Source organism: Pseudoalteromonas spongiae UST010723-006 (assembly GCF_000238255.3).
Classification (GTDB): domain Bacteria; phylum Pseudomonadota; class Gammaproteobacteria; order Enterobacterales; family Alteromonadaceae; genus Pseudoalteromonas; species Pseudoalteromonas spongiae.
The window spans coordinates 2237207-2253518 of sequence record NZ_CP011039.1 but is presented as its reverse complement, the minus strand read 5'-3'; the positions used below and the strand labels follow the sequence as shown (position 1 = coordinate 2253518).

Genomic DNA, 16312 nt, shown 5'->3' with positions numbered 1-16312 from the left:
TTATGCACGGCTTAGATCATTTTTTAAAACAAATGGTAGAGAGTGAAGCATCGGATTTATTCGTGTCTACATTCTTGCCTGTAAGTGTAAAAGTTAATGGCGAACTTCGCCCGATTGGCCATTCAGATTTAACTGAAGAAGAAGCGTTAGAGCTCGTTGAATCGGCAATGACCGGCAAGCAGAAAACCGAATTTCACGAAACCAAAGAATGTAACTTTGCGATCGCACGTGATTCGGGTCGTTTCCGTGTTTCGGCTTTTTGGCAGCGCGACAAAGCGGGCATGGTTGTTCGTCGTATCGTAACTACCATTCCGGAAGTACACGACCTTGGCTTACCACCGGTTTTAACCGATGTGATAATGTCAAAACGTGGCTTAGTCCTGTTTGTGGGTGGTACGGGTACCGGTAAATCAACCTCACTTGCGGCACTGTTAGGGTATCGTAACCGCAACCAGCGCGGTCATATCTTAACTATTGAGGACCCGATTGAATTTGTTCATGAACACCAAAAGAGTATTGTAACGCAACGCGAAGTGGGACTGGATACTGAAAGTTTCGAATCGGCACTAAAGAGCTCTCTACGTCAGGCTCCTGATGTAATTTTGATTGGTGAGATCCGCTCGCAAGAAACTATGGAATATGCGCTTTCATTTGCTGAAACAGGTCATTTGTGTGTGGCTACACTGCACGCAAACAACGCGAACCAAGCAATCGACCGTATTATGCACTTAGTGCCAAAAGAAAAGCACGACAAGTTAAAGTACGATTTAGCACTTAACTTGCGTGCTATCGTTGCACAGCAACTTGTGCCGACCAGTGATGGTCATGGTCGTGCAGCAGCAATTGAAATATTGCTTAACTCGCCAATGGTGGCAGAACTAATAAAACGTGGTGAAGTAGGGGCAATTAAAGAAACCATGTCTAAATCGCGCGAAATGGGTATGCAAACCTTTGACCAAGCGCTCTTTGACCTTTATCAGCAGCATCGCATTAATTATGCCGATGCACTACACCATGCTGACTCACCGAACGACCTGCGCTTAATGATTAAATTACGCAATAATGAGCAACAAGGTGCAGGCTTTTTACAAGGTGTTACGGTTGATGGCCTTGATGGAGACAAAAACCAGTAGTAAGTGATACGCTTATGTTGAAGTTAAGTCGTTTTAAAATTTGTTTTTGTGTATTAGCGAGTATGTTATTTGGTTTTGCGGCGAACGCTGCGAATTCAAGTAACACCGTTGATATGTATATTCGCGATGATGTGTATGTTGATTTTCAGGCTTTTCTAGCTGGACGTGATGTACATCAGATTACCTCGTTTAGCGGTTATCGCATGCGTCGCGACGTAGTGGATATGGTGCTTGCCTTGCAAGCATTAAAACTCGGTGGTTTTGATAAAACATTCAACTACCAAGTGGGTAAAGTAACGCTGCGCAACACCAATATTTTAGAGCGTGGTAAGCAATTACTTAGCTTTGACACATACTGGTACGCAGATGCAGAAAAAATAGCAGAGCACGCTTATATTTCTGCAGCTGTGTTTAACAAAGGTGAGTACCTAGCAGGCGTATTCGCTCATCCTGAAAACCGAAAAGTCTTTGCAATTGACAGCCTAGATGATTTTTCTCAATTCACATCGATTTCAACTCCCCGTTGGCACGCCGACTGGCAAACTCTTAAAAGCTTAAAGTTAAAAAAGCTGTACAAAGATGATGAATGGTTACAGCAAATTCGTGCAGTTGATAAAAAGTGGGCGGACTTTGCTTTGTTGCCGTTTATGCCTGCTGTTAACAACCACTACAAACTGCATTCGTTAGAGTTACTTGCTGTGCCGGGCATTGCACTTACATTTGATGATAGTCGTCATTATGTGGTGAGCAAAACCCACCCTGACGGTAAGGCGGCGTTTGACGCGTTACAAAAAGGGTTAGCAATACTCGCAGCGCAAAAACGCATTAAATCGGCATATATTGAAGCGGGTTTTATTCCTGAAAAGGGCAGTGTGAAAGTGCTAAATAGTGAGTTAATTAGTAAAGACTAAGCGAGGCGCTTAGTCTCCATACAAGCTTTCAAAATAGCTTTCTAAGATAATTTGTGCCGACATGCTATCTACTTTATCTTTAGCTAAATTTCGGTAGCCACCGTGATCAAACAAGCGTGCTTTTGCATCCGTTGTGGTAAGGCGTTCATCTTGCACTTCAACTTGATAACCGAACATGCCATGCAATCGTTTTGCAAATTTTTTGGCTTTAAAGGTTACTTCTTGATTGGTGCCATCCATATTGAGCGGTAAGCCGACTATTAATAAATCAGGTTGCCATTCATCGAGAATTTTTTTTACGTTGTCCCAGTTTGGAATACCGTCTTTTGCAGCGACAGCGCTCAGTGCGGTTGCCGTACCTGATATTTCCTGACCTACGGCAATGCCAATACTTTTGGTTCCAAAATCAAAACCAATTAGTGTACGTTGCCCGATAGGGTTTTTACTCATTTACGCATTTCCTGAATAGAGAGAAAGTTTATCGATATCAATACCTAAACTCTCTATTGCTTTTTGCCAACGCAAGTGCGCTGGCGTATTAAAAATAATCTCAGGGTCAGCAGGTACGGTAAGCCAAGTATTTTCAATCAGCTCTTTTTCAAGTTGACCGGGATCCCAACCTGCGTAGCCTAAGGTAATCAGAAATTGATCTGGTGCTTCATGGCTTGTCAGCTCGTGAAGCACATCTTTTGAGGTAGTGATCATAATATCAGAACTGATATTCGAGCTTGAACTATAACCCGGCTTAGTACTGTGTAATACAAACCCGCGATCAGTGTGAACTGGACCACCTGACATTACCGCAACACTGCTGTTACTAGCCATTTTGTTATTCTCGATATCGATTTGGTCGAGTAATTCGCCTACTGTAAGATTAGTAGGTTGATTAATAACAAGGCCCATTGCGCCTGATTCATTGTGCTCACAAATGTAAGTCACGCTGTGTTTAAAGCGTGGGTCGGGCATGTTTGGCATTGCAACTAAAAAGGTATTTTGTAATGACTGGGTTTGATTACTCATTGATTGCACCTTTTGTATTATCTTCAGCTTTAAGTATGCGCCACTTTTTGCTCAATTGCGTCGAATAACTTACCGGTAATAGAAATATCAAATGCCGCTTCAATTTCTTTTACGCACGTTGGCGCTGTGACATTAATTTCGGTGAGCTTGTCGCCAATAATATCAAGACCGACAAAAATTAAGCCTTTTTCAATTAATGTTGGCGCCACTGCTTCGGCAATTTTGCGTTCTACATCGGTAATAGGGCGCGCTTCGCCTCGACCGCCGGCAGCTAAATTACCGCGGGTTTCGCCACCTTGTGGAATACGCGCTAAGCAATAGGGAATAACTTCACCGTTAACCACTAATACGCGCTTATCGCCATCTTTGATCGCTGGAATGTAATTTTGTGCCATTGCATATTGGCTGCCGTGTGCTGTTAGTGTTTCGCAAATAACGCCAATATTTGGGTCATCTTGTTTAACGCGGAAAATTGACGCGCCGCCCATTCCATCAAGGGGTTTTAGAATAATGTCTTTGTGTTCTTCTAAAAACGCGCGGATATGTGACTGCTCACGGGTGACGAGAGTGTCTGGTGTATGTTCATTAAACCACGCAGTAAATAGTTTTTCGTTAGCGTCACGTAAACTTTGCGGTTTGTTAATTACGAGTGTACCCGCTTGCTCGGCGCGCTCTAACAGATAAGTCGCGTAAATATATTCAGTATCGAATGGTGGATCTTTACGCATTAAAATCACGTCTAAATCAGCTAGAGCAATGGTTTGCTTGTCTTCAAGTTCATACCATTTTTCTGTATTATCGAACACGGTAGCAACAGATGACGTTGCGAAACTTTGCCCACCACGTAAAAACAAGTCATTCATTTCCATGTAATGAATTTCATAGCCGCGTTTTTGCGCTTCGAGCATCATGGCGAAGCCGGTGTCTTTTTTGATATTAAATCCAGCAATAGGATCAGAAATGATGCCAAGCTTAATCGTCATGTTAGTTTCCTTTATTTTCAACTCTCTATGTTATGGGGATGCTTGCAGCTTAAATCAAGCTAAATCACCGTAGACAAGCTGCAGCGCAGAGAGCACAGTAAGTGCTGCAGTCTCAGTACGCAGTACACGTGGTCCCAACTTAATATCAACAAAGTCTGCGGCTTTTGTTGCAGCAATTTCGGCATCGGTAAATCCGCCTTCTGGGCCGACCACAAAGCGCATTGCTGTTGCATTAAAACTCGCAAGTTTATCGATGGTTTTAATGCTGTGCTCAGCTCGCGGGTGCAGGGTTAGCTTAGTTTCGTCGCTTGGCTGGGTTAGCCATTGCTCTAATTTTATTGGCGGGTGAACAACGGGTACAAAGTTACGACCTGATTGCTCTGCCGCCGCAATTGCGATTTTTTGCCATTGCTGGTGTTTCTTTTCAAGGCGTTCACCTTGTAATTTAACACCGCAGCGCTCGCTAAATAATGGGGTGATTTCAGTAATGCCAAGCTCCACTGACTTTTGAATGGTGAATTCCATTTTTTCACCGCGCGAAATACCTTGCCCTAAGTGGATTTTTAGCGGTGACTCACTGGTGACATCGTGAAATTCATCAACGCTAACGTATACATTTTTTTTACTGGCTTGTGAAATGGTGCATAAGTATTCGCCACCTTCACCGTTAAATAAGCTAACCTGTTGACCTGGTTGCATTCTTAGAACGCGGCCTATGTGTCCTGCGGCATCATCGCCGAGTTGTAATTCTGTGCCGACTTCAATTGTGCCAGCTTGGTAGATATGGGGAATGCGCATAATGACTCTCAGCGATTAATATGCTTATATGGTATGAAAAGCGCAATAACAAAGGCAAGTAATAAAGGTAGTTATGACAACAATTCTTGAGGTTAAGCAGCTTAGTAAGCATTTCTCAGACTTTTGTGCAGTCGATAAAATTGATTTCAAAGTGACTAAAGGTTCGTGTTTTGGTTTGTTAGGACCAAATGGTGCGGGAAAAACCACTACCATTGAAATGCTTGAAGGGATTTTAACGCCAACATCCGGTGACATTTTATTTAATGGTCAGGGCATTACACGAGAAGATTTTCAAAAGCTGGGTATTCAGTTTCAGCATACCGCGTTGCAAGATTATTTAACGGTACGAGAAACGCTAAATTTGTTCTCGTCGTTTTATAAAAGGACGGTGCCAATCGATGACCTTATTACGCAATGTCAGTTAACTGACTTTATTAATGTTGATCACCGAAAATTGTCGGGCGGGCAAAAGCAGCGTTTGCTATTGGCGCTGGCATTAATTAATGACCCAGAGCTAATTTTTTTAGATGAGCCAACCACCGGACTCGACCCCCATAGCAGGCGTTTATTTTGGGATTTAGTAAATGATATTAAAGCGGCGGGCAAAACCATCTTATTGACGACTCACTACATGGACGAAGCCGAGTACTTATGCGACCAAATTGCGATTATGGATAAGGGTCAGATTATCGCGATGAATAGCCCTGAAAACCTATTGAGGGAACATTTTAAAGGTTCATTAATATCGTTACCAAAACAGAATGTAGCGTCACAAATTTCGTTCGCGAATGCCCATTACAGCCAAGACAGTGTGCTTATTCATAGCGATAATACCGAGGCCACATTAGCTCAGTTGTTAACGGAGCAAATTTCATTGCAGGGACTGCAAGTTAAGTCGGCTAATTTAGATGATTTATTCCTAAAGTTAACAGGTCACGCATTACACACTAACGAGGAAAAAACAGATGTTTAAACGATTTTTTGCTGTTTTGGTGGCGCGTAATTTAGAGTTCTTCCGCGACCGTTCGGCGCTCGGTTGGAATTTAGCATTTCCTATTTTGTTAGTGGTTGGTTTCGCCTTTATCTTTAAAAATGATAACCCGACACTGTTTAAAATTGGCTACGTAGGTGATTTACAGCAACACAATATTAGCCAATATAAGCATTTAGAATTTATTGAGTATCAAGATGAAAGTGTGGCAATCGAAAAACTACGCCAACATAAACTGGATTTACTGGTGAGCTTTGATGCAAAACAGTATTGGGTAAATTCAAGTTCTGCCAACGGTTATATTGCAGAAAAATTGCTACTTGCTGATACAACACAAGCAACCGCGCCGTTTGTAAAAGAGGCGATAGAAGGCCAAGAAATCCGCTACCTAGATTGGGTTGTGCCCGGAATTTTAGCGATGAATATGATGTTTTCTTGTTTGTATGGTGTGGGTTATGTGATTGTACGTTATCGTAAAAACGCGGTGCTAAAGCGTTTAAGTGCCACGCCATTAAAGCCGGTAGAATTCCTAGCAGCGCAAATCGTTTCGCGTTTATTGATTGTTGTGGCATTAACGTCTGCCATATTCGTAGCCTGTCATCTTATTTTTGATTTTTATTTAATCGGCAGTATGTTGTGGTTATTAGTGCTGTGCGTACTCGGTGCGTTTTCACTAATTTCGCTATCGTTACTGATCGCGTGTCGTTCTGAGTCGGAAGAATTTACCGGTGGCATTCTCAATTTAGTGTCATGGCCTATGATGATGTTGTCGGGAGTGTGGTTTTCACTTGAAGGCAGCCCGGCATTTGTACAGGTAATTTCTCAGGTATTTCCGCTTACGCAAATGTTGATTGGTGCGCGTGCCGTGATGTTAGAGGGGGCAGGGTTTGTTGAAATTGCACCACAGCTGTTTATTCTCATCGGGCAAAGTGTGGTGTTTCTATTGCTTGGCGCTCTATTCTTTAGCTGGAAAGGGCAAACGCGATAAACCGCGCTTGCTCAAATTCCAATTAAAGCAGATGTTACAGCGAGAACAAACGCAGTAGTAAAATTCCTATAGCAATATGAACAGCAAGCTCAATACTGGCGATGCCGATGTTGTCTTGTTGTTCCACTTCAATGTTGTTTTGTACTTTTGGTAGCGCCAGTTTTAATACCAATAATGCGGTAATTTGGTGCAGTGCAACAAACACAACTACGTTTAATAAAATCATAATGATATTGTCGATAAAGTTACCGGCAATAAACTGAATGCTGGCAAGTGCCGCAAAAATTGCTAGCGATAATGCAATCATGCGTGACGCAAAGCGCAAGCCTATTGACGTGTTGTCGTAGGCAAAATAAGTTTGCATTGAAGCGCCTTGATTAGTCGCGGCAAAGCGTTTTTCTTGCCAGCGAGTATGCAGCAAAATAATAAATTGAATGGCAATAAACGCGATAATATCAATCAGTAAAGTATTAAAGTTTGTCGCTTTAGACCATTTGTAAAGACCAAGCACAATGATTGAATTTGCCAGCAATACGCCGGTATCGATGAGTGCTGCGCATACATTGCGCTTTTCTATTGCCCTTGCTTCATTAAAATCTCTTAGAATGAGGCGGTTATGGATCCACTTGCCAAACCAAATAAACACTAATGCGAGCGCGAGTGCGAGTGCCATGTGCGGTAAACTTTCTTGCCATTGCGACAAGTCAAATTCCCTTGCAATAAAACTAACAACTAAAATAATGCTGAAAATAGAAGACGCATAACTAATGCCCATAGCAAAGTTATCTTTTTTCGCTAATTCATCCATTAAATCATGTTCGCTGCTGTCGGCTTGTAACTGCTTTTTAACCACCATTAAGACAACCAAAACCAATAGTCCGGTGATGGCGAATGCGACTAAAAGATCGTTAGATAGACTGATATAAGACATAAAAATAGCTTTCTTTTTTGCTAAGATACTGGATAGCTTTAGAATTAAGTTTAAGAGTGTAAGTAAGTTATGGAGTTAGCACAAGGTTTACAACAACTGGGGCAGCAGCGATTTAATGAGATTTTTGCTGATAAGCAAGCTGAACCAAATGTAGTGGCACTATTAGCGTTGAGCGACTTTGCTTTTCGTATATTGGCGCAGCATCCACACTTTATCGACTATTTACACAATGACCAATGGCTTGCATCACGCGATACCAGCGCTGTTTTTGATACGCAGTCACTTGCTAAGATTGCAGAAAGTGATGCATTTCAAACGCTCAGAGAGTATCGCAACTTGCATTGGTTAAAGCTCGCATACCTTGATCTTGTGCTTAAAAATGATATTCGCGACAGCATTAGTTACACCTCTCAATTAAGTGAACAGTTAATAGATTCAGCGTATCGCTGGGCATATGCCCAGGTTACTAGCGTTTGGGGTAAGCCTACTGATGACAAAGGGGATGCCATGCCGATGCTGATTTTAGGCATGGGCAAGCTGGGCGGTTATGAGCTTAATTACTCGTCAGATATCGACCTGATTTTTACCTATCCATACCAAGTTGAAACCCAAGGTGGACGTAAATCGTGTGAAGCGCAGGTTTTCTTCACTAAAGTAGCGCAAAAAACCATTGCCGCATTGAATCAGGTCACACCTGAAGGGCAAGTTTTCCGCGTTGATATGCGCCTTCGACCGTTTGGCGACAGTGGCCCATTAGTTATGAGCTTTAATGCAATGGAAGAGTATTACCAAGAGCAAGGTCGTGATTGGGAGCGCTATGCCATGTTAAAGGCGCGGTTACTTGGCACTGAATCAAGCTATTGGCAGGAGTTTTACGATTTACTAAGGCCTTTTGTTTATCGTAAATACATAGATTTTTCGGTGATTGAATCGCTTCGAAAAATGAAAGCACTTATCGCACAAGATGTGCGTCGTAAAGGGCTTACTGAAAACATTAAACTTGGTGCTGGTGGTATTCGTGAAGCCGAGTTTGTGGTGCAAGCACTGCAAATGATCCGAGGAGGGCGCGAGCCAAGTCTACAGGTGCAATCATTTTGTAAAGCGCTGGAAGCATTAGCAACGCTTAACGAAGTACCACAAGACGTTGCCAATACATTAACTGACGGGTATTTGTTCTTACGCCGTATTGAGCAATATTTACAGCAGTTTGATGACAAACAAACACAAACATTGCCACAAGATGACCTTGGCCAAATGCGTTTAAGTGCGTTGTTAGAAACGTCAAATTATGGTGATGCAACAGCATTGATTAACCAACAAATGCGACTTATTCACGATGAGTTTAATGCCATGATAGGCGCGGAAGATGACGATGAACAAGATGTCGATTCGCGCTATGAACTGTTGTGGGAAAAGCCAAGTATCGAGGTGATTAGTTCGCATTTGTTGTTTGGACAAAATACCGAGTTTTTTAATATCGTTTATGATTTTAAAGTGTCGGGAACCAAGCGCAAACTGGGCGGGCGCGGGCGCGATGTGCTTGATAAATTGATGCCGCTATTACTACAGCAAGCAGATAAATGCGGTTGTGAACCGAGTATTCTTAAGCGCGTACTCGCTGTGGTAGAGAAAGTGATTTCACGTACAGCCTATTTGGAGTTATTACTAGAAAACCCAGGGGCACTCAATCAGCTATTTAAACTCTGTGCGCATAGCAAATGGATAGGTGAACATTTAGCTTGTTATCCTATTTTGCTGGATGAATTAATTGACCCAGCCCAGCTTTATAAAACCTTGCCATTAAGTGGCTATGAGCAGGAAATCCGTCAGTACTTTTTACGTATCGATGAAAATGACTTAGAGCTGCAAATGGAAGCATTGCGTCAGTTTAAACAAACGCATCAATTACGTATTGCTGCGGCAGATGCCACCGGTGTGCTCGATGTTATGAAAGTAAGCGACCACCTTACGGCATTATCAGAAGCGATAGTAGCTCAGTGTGTAAATCTGGCTTGGCAGCAAATGGTAACGCGTTTTGGCTATCCACCTGAGGCTAGTGATGATGAAAAAGGCTTTGCAGTTATCGCGTATGGCAAAGCGGGTGGGGTAGAGCTAGGCTACGACTCTGATCTTGATTTGGTATTTGTGCATAACTGTGATGGTGTTGGGCAAACTAATGGCGATAAACAAATCGATGCGCGCCAGTTTTATTTGAAGTTAGCACAGCGTTTATTGCATTTATTTAATACTCGTACCGCTTCTGGCATTCTTTATGAGCTTGATACACGCTTACGCCCAGAAGGGGCGTCTGGCTTATTGGCTATTAATATTGAAACTTTCCGTGAATATCAGTTAAAGCAGGCGTGGACATGGGAACATCAGGCGCTGGTGAGAGCGCGCATGACCTATGGGCAAGCGTCGTTACTCGCACGTTTTAATGAAATTAGAAATGAAGTGCTGTCGCGTCAGCGTGATGAACAAAAATTACGTGAGGACGTCGTAAACATGCGACAAAAAATGCGCGACCATTTAATTAAAGCCAGTGGTGCTGAGTTTGATATTAAACAAGGCGTAGGGGGCATGGCGGATATTGAGTTTTTGGCGCAATATTTTGTCTTAAAAAATGCCTATGCTCAGCCAAAAATAACTCAGTATTCCGATAATATACGTATATTTGCCAGTGCAGCAGAGCATGGGTTTATTGAGCCTATTGAAATGCAGCAGCTAACATCAGCATATTGCGATTATCGTGAACTGTACCACCAAGTGAGTTTACGCCAAGAAGCGAAGCTAGTGAGCCTTGAAAGCGTGCAAAACGATGTGAACGCCGTTACGACAATTTGGCAAAAGTATTTAGCTTAGAGAGTCGCTTTCACGCAGTTATCACGCACATAGCGAGTTGGATTTTCAGTGATAACTGCGGTGCTGTGTTTGTAACAGAAAAAGCCGTACACCGTGTTTTCGAAGTCACTGTCGATGGCTTTAGAAACTTGGTACAGGGTTGTTATAAAGGTTTCGTCTACGCGAAAGTTATCTTTAATGACGTAATCTTTGTTGAGATACCACAAAAACTCGATGCCTTCTTGCTTGGCAAAATCTGACATCACTTCTTTTAATGTATCGCCTTTCGCGAAGCGGCGCGCTTTAATTTCACCGCGCCAATGCGCTGGAATTTTGTTTGAGGTACGACGTTGCCTTAGTTGCTCAGCTAACGAGCTGTCGGGTTCGTCTAATTGAATGACGTATTTCTCGCGTTCAGTCATCGAGCTTAAGGTACTGCGAAAGCTATTATAGAAGTTAGATAAGCCCTCTGCTGCTGCATTTGATTTGTTAGCTTCTAATACAGGCCCTTTGCCAAGTAGAAGATACAGTGCGGCCGCAATTAAGATAAAACCCAAAGATAAATGTTTAATCCAAAACCACACAACGACACTCACAATGATTAAATATAAAGCAAGTCAATAATAGCTGTAACCTAATACTAATTTGCATAATACTTAATTCGTATTTTTAGGTGATAAGTTAACACTGATAACACTTTATCTGTTTTTGACAGAGTTAAATGACAAGCCGCTTTACAATTTGAAGCGTAAAGCGGCTATGTATTATTTTTTATAGTACGACTGAGCGTTTGGATCTTTTTGCGTTTTAAAGCGACGGTGAAGCCACAAATATTGTTCAGGTGCTTTGGCTATAGCCTCTTCCATAGCCTGGTTGACACGTGTTACATCGTCAATATCGTTCCCGGTTGGGAAGTTTTCAAACACTGGGCTGACGTCAAGATAGTACTTATTATCCTTACGGTAGGTAGATAGTGCGACGGTTTCACTTTTCTTGCTGCTGGCAAAAATAAGCGTGCCAGTTGTAGTACACGTTTCTTTAACCGCGAAAAACGGTACAAATTCAGAACGTTTGCGGCCATAGTCTTGATCAGGCAAGTAATAGCATAACTTTTGTTGGCTTAATGCTTTTAATAAGCTCTTTACATCGCGCTTTGTCACCAGTGCTTCACTAAAGCGTAGGCGACCATTGACAATAATGTATTCCATTAACGGGTTATTGTGAGGGCGATAAAATCCAACTCCGTTGTTTTGTATTCCCATCATGCGGCCCGCAACTTCTAAGTGCATCATATGAGGAACCAGCAACAATACGCCTTTGCCATTATTAATCGCTTTTTCAATATGGTGATAACCAGTAATGCCACCAAAGTGCTTTTTTGCACGCCACTGAGGCCACCACCACGCCATACCCGATTCAAAAATCGCAATGCCGGTATTTTCTAAGTTCTCTTTTACTAATTTTGCCTGCGCTGCTTTGTCTAGTTCGGGAAAGGCTAACGCAATATTGACTTCGGCGATTTTACGGCGTTTTTTTACAAACCTATAAACTAGGCGACCTAATAATTTACCCAGCCAAATTTGTAGTCGATACGGTAACCAAGACAGAAGATACAAAATCAGCACACTTAACCAAGTAAGCCAATATTTTGGAGCAAGAAAAGAATATGAAAATGGCGCTTTAGTGATCACAATATTCGAAGGAAAAAGTAAAAATTAGCGCGAGTATAACAAAAAGAGAGGAAAACGTGGGAATTGATTTATTCCCACGTGGCATTACATCACCGAGATTAGTTTAAACCGCGGTTAATTGCTTCGATATCACTGCGCGACAGTGTACCTTCAGCAAGTTTTAAGCCCAGTGTAGAAACTACGTAACGGTAACGTACCGCAGATAAATTACGGCTCGCGTCATATAAGTTACGTGTACTTAGCAATACGTCAACGATAGTACGTGTACCTACTTCAAAACCTGCTTCAGTTGCTTGTAATGCACTTTCTGCTGAAACAACCGCTTGCTCAAGGGCGCGGTAAGTAGCGATATCTGACACTACTTGGTTGTAAGAAGTACGTACTTGCTTATTTACATTGCGGTATGCGCTTTCAAACTCTTGGCTTGCAGCAACAAAGTACTCAGATGCTTGGTTTACAGCAGCTTGTGTACCGCCACCTTGATAAATCGGCACAGTGAAGTCTAGACCAACTTTTGTTTGGTCAACACGGGGGCCAGTTTCACCTAGTCCATCACCATAAGACGCTGATAACGTAAGCTTTGGATAATGCCCCGCTTTTGCTTGTTCAATTTGCTCTTTCGCAATATCTACAGAAACGCGTGACACCTGCAGTGAAATATTGTTTTCTTTTGCAGATTCAACAAACTCAGTGCTCTTACGCGCTGGTTTTACCGTTGAGAACTTGTCTGTATTAAGTGCGTTAAGCTTTTCGTGATATTTACCCGTGATTTCACCTAGTTCTTCACGTGCTGTCTCAACATCGTTAAGCGCCACAATTTCTCGGGCTACTGCGTTATCGTATTGTGCTTGCGCTTCGTGTACATCAGTAATAGCTGTTAAGCCTACCGCGTGACGTTGTTTTGTTTGCTCTAACTGACGCTCAATCGCACGCTTTTCAGCGCGCACAAACTCTAAATCATCTTGGCGTGCTAGTACGTTAAAGTAAGCATTTGATACGCGTACAATCAGGTTTTGCTGCGCTAATCGGTAGCTTGCATCAGCTTGTAGCGCTTGCTTTTCTGCTATGTTTAGTGATTTCCATGAGCCTAAGTTGAATAGGTCTTGGTCTAGTCTAACGCCGCGGCTAAACGTATCAGAATCGCCAGCATCGCCATCAACTTTTTCATAACCCATTGATGCGCCAATTTGTGGTAATAAACGCGCCATTGCGATGTCAGTGTTGTAGTCTTGTGCATCACGTGTTGCTTTTGCTTTTAGTACAACAGGATCGTTTGCAAGTGCAATTTCGTATACTTGCATAAGGTCTTCTGCATTAGCGTTTGTAACTGAAAAGCCACAGCTTAATGCAACAAGCGCAGATAGTAATTTCTTTTTCATAGTGGTTGTCATCCCCAGACAATTTTTGAAAGCATCTTAGCGTGTTTTTTTATTGATTAGAAAAACAATACAGTAAAACAAAGTATTCAAGTGTAACAGAATATGAAAAATTCGTTTTATTCACTTTATCAGCTAAAATACCGAAAATTCGATAGATTATCGAATAGATTTTAAACTAATTAATCACCTTTTATATGGCCAAAATTACAAAATTCAAGCAATCAGACGTAGAAATCGTCGCGAAAAAGCGCACTTTTAACGGTTTTTTTAAAATTGATGAATATCACTTTCGTCACGCATTATTTGCCGGTGGGCAATCCGATGTGATTGTGCGAGAAATATTTGAACGCGGTGATGCAGTAGCTGTCTTACCTTATGATCCAAAATTGGATGCGGTGCTGCTTATCGAACAAATACGCATTGGTGCATTTAACGATGATAAATCGCCATGGTTGCTTGAAGTGATTGCAGGTATGACTGATGGCATTAAAGATTACGAAGCCGTGGTAAAAAAAGAAGCGAAAGAAGAGTCTGGCATAACACTTGATAATATTAAGTTTATGCTGTCGTATCTTTCAAGCCCCGGCGGAACATCAGAGCGTTTATACTTATATTATGGTGAAGCGGATTTATCGCGAGCTGGTGGCATTTATGGCGTACCTGAAGAAGGTGAAGATATTAGGGTACATGTAATCCCAATAGAAAAGGCGTTTCAATTACTTGATGAAGGTGAAATGGATAATGCAGCCACCGTAATTTGCTTGCAGTGGCTTAAATTAAATATTGATGCAATAAGAGAGAAGTACAGTACGTGTTAGCACAGGCTTATCGACAAAATTTACCTAAGTACATTCGTTTATGTGAGCAAAACTATGCACGCATAAACCGCCTGATGCCAAAAGAAAATGATAGAGGGGCGGTGAATAAGGTATTGGTAGGTGGTTTTGAGTTTACGCTTACCGTATTAGAAGCATCTCCTTATACTAATTTAGTCTCGCTTAAACAAACAGACCACCAAGTGATAGGGTTTACGCGACCTGATTTAAACGTGCGTGTCTATCACGATGCCAAAGTTGCAGAAGTAGTATGTAAATATTATCCCAAACGGGTTAAACCGGCCTATGGTTACCCAAACCCTGATATGCATCAAAAAGATGAAAAATATCAATTGAATGCATTTTTAAAAGATTGGTTAGAATACTGTATTAACCAAGGGCGTAGCACTTTCCACTGGGATACCGATCATGACATGGTTTAGCCAACGCGAACACTTTGATAAAGCGCAATTAACACTGGTTCATATCACCGATAGTCATGTTTTTGCAGAACCAAATGGTGAATATTTTTGTGTAAATACCGCAAATAATTTAGCAAAAACATTGGCGTGTATTAAATCAATTGAATGCGATGCTATTATTTTTGGCGGAGATTTAACACAAGATCACAGTGAAGCGTCATATCACTTGTTTGCTCACTTGGTACAACAAGCAGGCCTCGCTGATAAGTTGTTTTGGCTACCGGGCAATCATGACGAAATAGATATTTATCGCGAGATTTTTAGTCAGTATGGCATTCGCGACAGCAAAGTGTTGGAAAATGATCACTGGCAAGTGCTATTGGCTAATTCTAAAGGGCCAACGCCTGCAGGGTGTGTAAGTGAGATGCACCTCAACGAGATAAAACATGAGTTAACGGGTAATACCAAGCATGCTTTGCTGTTTACTCATCATCACCCAATCCCTATTCAGGGTTACCTTGATAAACATATGTTGGAAAATGGCGAAGCACTGCTTTCACAATTAACCCAATTTAAAAAGGTGAAAGGGTTAATCCATGGTCATGTTCACAACGAATATAGCTGGTTGTTTAACGAGTTTGCAGTATTTGCTACGCCTGCCACCTCGATACAATTTGAAAAAAATACCAGCGATTGGCAACAAGTCGACTTAGGTCCTGCCTTTCGTATGATACGATTACAGCAAAATGGCAGTTTAAACACTCAGGTAGTATGGCTAAACAACGCGTAATATATATTCATGGTTTTAATAGCTCACCAGAATCATTCAAAGCACAACAATTTGGTCAGTATTTAGCGAAATATCATGATGTTGAGTATTTAGTACCAAAACTAAACCATGAACCGCGTGAAATTTTGCTGACGCTCGAAGCGCTAATAACGGCCAATACTAAATTGATTGGTAGTTCATTAGGCGGATACTTTGCGACTATTTTATCCGAGCGCTATCAACTGCCAGCGGTGGTTGTTAATCCGGCGGTTGCACCATTTGACCTAATGCATGATTACCTAGGTACGCAGTACAACCCATATCAAGATTACTATTACGTTGTGACTGAACGTCATGTTGACCAGTTAAAGCAGTTTTACATTGCTAACTTGTCACAGCCTGAGTTGATTTTACTTTTACAACAGATGGGTGATGAAGTATTAGATTTTTCACAGGCGGTCGATTATTATAAAAACTGCCGTCAGCACGTTGAATTTGCTGGCGATCACAGCTTTATAGGGTTCGAACGTTATTTTCCTGTTATTGTAGATTTCCTGAAAATATCGTAAAACAATAGTGATAAGGGAATAACCTATAAAAACGCGCTAAAACCTAGTAAAAAAATACCCAGAAAAGGGCA

The 16312-nt window shown here is 41.7% G+C and carries 17 protein-coding genes; 9 read left to right on the top strand and 8 right to left on the bottom strand.

Annotated elements, in window-relative coordinates:
* The first annotated feature begins 2 nt into the window (after positions 1-2).
* Together PSPO_RS10460 and PSPO_RS10455 are read left to right on the top strand one after the other, a co-directional pair.
* A complete protein-coding gene (locus PSPO_RS10460; protein WP_010561718.1) occupies positions 3-1133 on the top strand; it encodes a PilT/PilU family type 4a pilus ATPase in 1131 nt (376 codons plus the stop codon).
* A gap of 14 nt (positions 1134-1147) precedes the next feature.
* Positions 1148-2044 (top strand): hypothetical protein, encoded by an 897-nt coding sequence (locus PSPO_RS10455; protein WP_010561717.1) that lies wholly within the window; start codon positions 1148-1150, stop codon positions 2042-2044.
* Positions 2045-2053: 9 nt separating this feature from the next.
* On the opposite strand, the gene ruvX is transcribed toward PSPO_RS10455, so the two are convergent.
* From ruvX to rsmE, 4 genes are read right to left on the bottom strand one after another with little or no spacing between them, the layout of a single operon-like run.
* On the bottom strand, positions 2054-2494 hold the full coding sequence (gene ruvX / locus PSPO_RS10450) for a Holliday junction resolvase RuvX (RefSeq protein WP_010561716.1): 441 nt from the start codon (positions 2492-2494) through the stop codon (positions 2054-2056).
* Positions 2495-3064, bottom strand: a complete 570-nt coding sequence (locus PSPO_RS10445) for a YqgE/AlgH family protein (RefSeq protein WP_010561715.1) — start codon at positions 3062-3064, stop codon at positions 2495-2497.
* 29 nt (positions 3065-3093) lie between these two features.
* Complete coding sequence (gene gshB / locus PSPO_RS10440) at positions 3094-4047, bottom strand: glutathione synthase (protein ID WP_010561714.1); 954 nt, start codon at positions 4045-4047, stop codon at positions 3094-3096.
* 54 nt (positions 4048-4101) lie between these two features.
* Positions 4102-4845, bottom strand: a complete 744-nt coding sequence (gene rsmE, locus PSPO_RS10435; RefSeq protein WP_010561713.1) for a 16S rRNA (uracil(1498)-N(3))-methyltransferase — start codon at positions 4843-4845, stop codon at positions 4102-4104.
* 73 nt (positions 4846-4918) lie between these two features.
* On the opposite strand from rsmE, the gene PSPO_RS10430 reads away from it, so the two are divergent.
* Positions 4919-5818, top strand: a complete 900-nt coding sequence (locus tag PSPO_RS10430; protein ID WP_010561712.1) for an ABC transporter ATP-binding protein — start codon at positions 4919-4921, stop codon at positions 5816-5818.
* The gene (locus PSPO_RS10425; protein ID WP_010561711.1) at positions 5811-6824 is read left to right on the top strand and encodes an ABC transporter permease; all 1014 of its coding nucleotides are present in this window, start codon (positions 5811-5813) and stop codon (positions 6822-6824) included. Before PSPO_RS10430 ends, PSPO_RS10425 begins: the two co-directional genes overlap by 8 nt.
* A gap of 34 nt (positions 6825-6858) precedes the next feature.
* On the opposite strand, the gene PSPO_RS10420 is transcribed toward PSPO_RS10425, so the two are convergent.
* The gene (locus PSPO_RS10420) at positions 6859-7755 is read right to left on the bottom strand and encodes a DUF350 domain-containing protein (protein WP_040641991.1); all 897 of its coding nucleotides are present in this window, start codon (positions 7753-7755) and stop codon (positions 6859-6861) included.
* A gap of 69 nt (positions 7756-7824) precedes the next feature.
* Between PSPO_RS10420 and glnE the strand changes: the two genes are divergently transcribed.
* Entirely contained in the window at positions 7825-10617 is a 2793-nt protein-coding gene (gene glnE, locus PSPO_RS10415; RefSeq protein ID WP_010561709.1) for a bifunctional [glutamate--ammonia ligase]-adenylyl-L-tyrosine phosphorylase/[glutamate--ammonia-ligase] adenylyltransferase, read from the top strand.
* Here glnE and PSPO_RS10410 read toward each other — a convergent pair.
* From PSPO_RS10410 to tolC, 3 genes are all read right to left on the bottom strand, one after another.
* Complete coding sequence (locus PSPO_RS10410; RefSeq protein WP_010561708.1) at positions 10614-11180, bottom strand: TcpQ domain-containing protein; 567 nt, start codon at positions 11178-11180, stop codon at positions 10614-10616. The two genes, glnE and PSPO_RS10410, sit on opposite strands and share 4 nt — an antisense overlap.
* A 180-nt stretch (positions 11181-11360) precedes the next feature.
* Positions 11361-12287, bottom strand: coding sequence for an LpxL/LpxP family Kdo(2)-lipid IV(A) lauroyl/palmitoleoyl acyltransferase (gene lpxL / locus PSPO_RS10405; RefSeq protein WP_010561707.1), 927 nt, complete (start codon positions 12285-12287; stop codon positions 11361-11363).
* 98 nt (positions 12288-12385) lie between these two features.
* On the bottom strand, positions 12386-13666 hold the full coding sequence (gene tolC / locus PSPO_RS10400; protein ID WP_010561706.1) for an outer membrane channel protein TolC: 1281 nt from the start codon (positions 13664-13666) through the stop codon (positions 12386-12388).
* 194 nt (positions 13667-13860) lie between these two features.
* Here tolC and nudF point away from each other — a divergent pair, with 194 nt between their 5' ends.
* From nudF to PSPO_RS10380, 4 genes are read left to right on the top strand one after another with little or no spacing between them, the layout of a single operon-like run.
* Positions 13861-14484: an ADP-ribose diphosphatase gene (gene nudF, locus PSPO_RS10395; protein ID WP_010561705.1), complete on the top strand. Its 624-nt coding sequence runs from the start codon at positions 13861-13863 to the stop codon at positions 14482-14484.
* A complete protein-coding gene (locus tag PSPO_RS10390; protein ID WP_010561704.1) occupies positions 14478-14924 on the top strand; it encodes a DUF1249 domain-containing protein in 447 nt (148 codons plus the stop codon). The genes nudF and PSPO_RS10390 overlap by 7 nt, the downstream gene beginning before the upstream one ends.
* The gene (locus tag PSPO_RS10385; protein WP_010561703.1) at positions 14911-15693 is read left to right on the top strand and encodes a metallophosphoesterase; all 783 of its coding nucleotides are present in this window, start codon (positions 14911-14913) and stop codon (positions 15691-15693) included. Before PSPO_RS10390 ends, PSPO_RS10385 begins: the two co-directional genes overlap by 14 nt.
* Positions 15675-16241, top strand: coding sequence for a YqiA/YcfP family alpha/beta fold hydrolase (locus PSPO_RS10380; RefSeq protein ID WP_010561702.1), 567 nt, complete (start codon positions 15675-15677; stop codon positions 16239-16241). Before PSPO_RS10385 ends, PSPO_RS10380 begins: the two co-directional genes overlap by 19 nt.
* Positions 16242-16312 lie beyond the last annotated feature (71 nt).